3 protein-coding genes and 1 pseudogene are annotated in these 3,828 nt (G+C 41.4%); all 4 read right to left on the reverse strand.

The window, feature by feature from the left end:
* A partial coding sequence (mobV, locus tag EKM83_RS12940; RefSeq protein WP_164505685.1) for a MobV family relaxase occupies positions 1-1,019 on the reverse strand: 1,019 nt, incomplete at its 3' end.
* A gap of 418 nt (positions 1,020-1,437) precedes the next feature.
* A complete protein-coding gene (locus EKM83_RS12945) occupies positions 1,438-1,785 on the reverse strand; it encodes a helix-turn-helix domain-containing protein (protein ID WP_125577947.1) in 348 nt (115 codons plus the stop codon).
* A gap of 154 nt (positions 1,786-1,939) precedes the next feature.
* A complete protein-coding gene (locus tag EKM83_RS12950) occupies positions 1,940-2,884 on the reverse strand; it encodes a protein rep (protein WP_125577949.1) in 945 nt (314 codons plus the stop codon).
* 722 nt (positions 2,885-3,606) lie between these two features.
* Positions 3,607-3,828: pseudogene (locus tag EKM83_RS13500) on the reverse strand (MobV family relaxase); the annotation flags it as partial.

Below are 3,828 nucleotides of genomic sequence, written 5' to 3' on the forward strand. Positions count from 1 at the left end.
GACGGTTCTTTTAGTCCAGCTCGTTCTAGCCACTTACTTGGCAAGCCAACCCCTAATTTGCGCTGTAAGAAGCGGTCAACGCTCCGAACAATTCCTTGTAGCGTCCCGACTAACTTTTGAAGACGACGATTCTCAATGTCTAGTTCCATAGCCTTACTTTCAGCTTTGATCAACTGGTCTTTTTGAATATCCATATCAGACCTTTGGGACAATGTTTCAGTAAAATACGTATCCGTTAAGCTGGCGCCCTGTTTAAGTTTATCAAAGTCAAAACGGTCAACCAGCACATACCGCTTATGGAAACGGGATTCCTTCGTTTTAACACTGTTCACATCAAACTTAGTGGCTTGATACGTTTTAAGTTTCGCTTGACGCTGTTTAGTTTCATTTTCAACCGCTGCTAACTTTTGCTGCCCCTGCTTAATAGATTCCCGCATGGCTTTATATTCTGGTACCGTTAAACTTTTACGTTCTGATTCTTGAACCCCACGCTGAATATTGAAGCCATGCTGTTGTAAATAAGTCGGTAATTGATCTTGAATATCTCGCAAAGCTGTGCGATTAAAAACTCGTTTAGCAGACAATTTATGTTCATCATCAAACGGGACAATCCCCATATGCATATGTGGGGTGCTCTCATCAAGATGAACAATTGCATAACGAATATTTTCCTCACCAAACTTTTCGGCAAAATATTCCTTAGCCGTTTCAAAATATTTGCGCGTATCAGCCGCCGTTAAATCGGCAAAGAAATGACGATCACTTGAGATAATCCATTCATTGACCAAGACCGCATCTTTTCTAACTGCTCGCTGACTCGTTTTATACTCGTTAATATAATCCTCAATATCGGTTTTGAAATGATTAGTCCGACCAGCGACCAAATCATAATTTAAAGCAGAACGGTCAACGTCAATATCGGTATTTTTGTGATTCTGAGTTCGGCGTTGATCATGATTACCCAAGCCTACCAGATTATCAGCTTTCAATTTCTGCATATTAGCTACTAAATAACTCATCTAACCACCCATTTCAAACAGCTAAATTTGATTAGAGCATAGCACAGAATCCGGCAGACCTCCATGCAAGGTATAGCACATTATACTTTACTTGCGTAAAGTACCTAGCCCATGTGCTCGCCGAGGGGTCTCCCGACGGGTGCCTTGCCGGCAGGACAGAACCACCGTTTCATTTGCTTTAGCAAATTTCACTCTCGCACCGCAACTAAAATCAGTCGTTTTCACAAGTGAAATCAGCCTGAATTTTAGAAGCTATACTCACAATTTTTGGCTGGCTTTAGCCGTCAAAAATTAAAAAAGCCGCCGTTTCATTCGGCAGTCTTTTTTCAAGTTCAAAAGAAATCACGCCCAACAAATACACGGCAATTGCATCGATTGCTAATTTCAGCAATCCTAATTTGTTTTTTAAAAAATTAATTTAACTTTTAAACCCCTGTCGCCGCGCCTTCAAAATTAAACTTGCCAGCGCCTCGACATAGTCCTCGTTTTGGCGGGACATAAAATAAAGCAAACTTTTTTGGCTCTCACTCAATTCAATGCCTCTAAGCGACGTTAACAACATAGCTTCACGGTGGGCGCGCTTCGCTTCTGTATTCTCCCTGATTTCTTGGAGCCGCCGCACCACTGTGGCACTAGAGACCCCTAATAATTCCGCAATTTGCCGCGTCGATTTGCCCTGGTCAGCCAAGTGTTTTATTTCAGCGATATCCACCGACCTGCGGGGACGACCGTCTGAAACCATGGGTTCATGCCGATTAATTTTCATTACTAGTCCTCCTTTTTAGTTAACCATTTCGATAAATCTAGTATAACACAGATGATACATAAACGATACTAAAACCATTAAATTAATTTTAGAATCACTTAAGTATCAAAAAACCAAAATAAAAAAACCACCCCGTTGGCGGCTTTAATTGTTTCTAAACAAAGTAATTTTGACGTTCAAAATTCCATTTTGCCACAACTTCGCGTACCTTATCACCAATCTCCTCATCATCACCGCTAGTATCGATCAGATTTTCATTTTCTTCGTCCGCGTCCAACTGTAATTTCTTACGAATATCACGTAATAGCCCACCAAAACCAAGCATGCGGGAACCGGCTAAGCCTTGTTCCAAATCTTCGACCACTCGTAAATCACGTTCTTGATTATCGGTTAAAATATCCTTTGATTTAACTTGATATTTTGCTGTTTCTTGAGCACTAGCCAGCAACGAGTTCTTACCCTTTTTCAAGTTTGGTTTAATCGCTTCAACATGGACAATCGGCATATAGTCCAATTTACGCGCTTTTTGCCATAACTTTGTCCACTCCGCTTGCGATAAATAATTAGCCGAACTAGCAAAATAACTTGATTTAACAAACAATAACACGTGCATATGTTGGTGATACGTCTCATTAGCACTAACTGTAATCTCGGTCGAACGGACAAACCCTAGCAAATTCTTAGCTACTTTTTTATATTTAATCAATCGATTAAACGCTCGTGTCATTTCACGTAACCGCGATTTTAACTCCGTCCCCGACGCATTTTCTTCGGTCAATGTTAAAAAGATAAAGCGCCCTTTTGGCTCACGCCCAACCGCTACCTGCAAAATCTGCATTAATTGATTTGATTGTTTCATAGCACGACGCCAATTACATAACGGGCACAATCGCGATTTACAAAACCATGTTTGCGCCAATTTCAAACGCCCCTCATCATCAGCAATGAACCGCAAGACTTCCCCACATTCTTTAACCCGCCGCGCCTTACGGTAATGTAGCATTTCTAAATAATCAGCGTATTTTACATTCTCAATTTTTCGCTCGCGCCACGGACGTTGTTTACCTGATTTTGTCGTATCCTGCAAAATTTTTGCCATAATAAAAGCCCCATTCATTTCACGTGAATGTGAGCTAATCTTTGTTATCTACTGGATTTTAACGATTTATGTTAGAAAAATGACGTCACTTTTTCTTGACTTTAATCACGGAAGTTCATACACTTATTCCAGTAATCCAGTAATTAACTCTATTAGCTCACGTGCTCGAGGTCGCCAAACTTTCAAGCTCACGTGAGTTTTTTTGTTGTCTAAAAAATTTCAAAACGTTGATTTACCGGCGTTTATAAAGACTACACCAGCCGTTCAACCATTTTCATAAATATTTAACCCCCTAATCATACCGCTAAACCGCGTTGTGTCAACCTTTTACCCACCTTTTTTGCCTTAAAAAAAAAAACTCGTTATTTCTATCTATGTATCAAGATAAGAAGAAACTGGTCAAAATCGACCAGTTTCTAAGCCCTCGGGCGCTGACGCCCCGAACCCAGTCCAAGCTGTGCCAGCTTGACCGCACAAATGAGCGGGAGTACCCGCTCAAACTCACCCCGTCACTCGCCGTTAGGCAGGAAAGCAAAGTTTAGGAAACTTTGGCTTTCAGCCAATTCAGTGTCTGGGTTTGGTTAGTCAATCAACTCCTTAAAGCCTCAAAAAGGGACTAACTGCTAAAGCAGTAAGTCCCTTTAATTCGATTTACCGTTGACTGACGGCCATTCAACAGCTCCAATACTCATCAGCGGTTAAATTAAAGCCATAGACCAAATTCAAAGACTTGGACCATCTAATTCATCATGTTGTCCCTCTGAACGCTCCTGTGGCCTCTGAGGGGCTTTTTTAGACGGTTCTTTTAGTCCAGCTCGTTCTAGCCACTTACTTGGCAAGCCAACCCCTAATTTGCGCTGTAAGAAGCGGTCAACGCTCCGAACAATTCCTTGTAGCGTCCCGACTAACTTTTGAAGACGACGATTCTCAATGTCTAGTTCCAT

The sequence above is a fragment of the Levilactobacillus angrenensis genome (genome assembly GCF_003946085.1).
Classification (GTDB): Bacteria; Bacillota; Bacilli; order Lactobacillales; family Lactobacillaceae; genus Levilactobacillus; species Levilactobacillus angrenensis.

What these genes read in the sequence shown, in the direction of transcription:
- EKM83_RS12945 (WP_125577947.1), bottom strand. Translation starts at nt 1,785, where the DNA reads ATGAAAATTAATCGGCATGAACCCATGGTTTCAGACGGTCGTCCCCGC.
- EKM83_RS12950 (WP_125577949.1), bottom strand. Translation starts at nt 2,884, where the DNA reads ATGGCAAAAATTTTGCAGGATACGACAAAATCAGGTAAACAACGTCCG.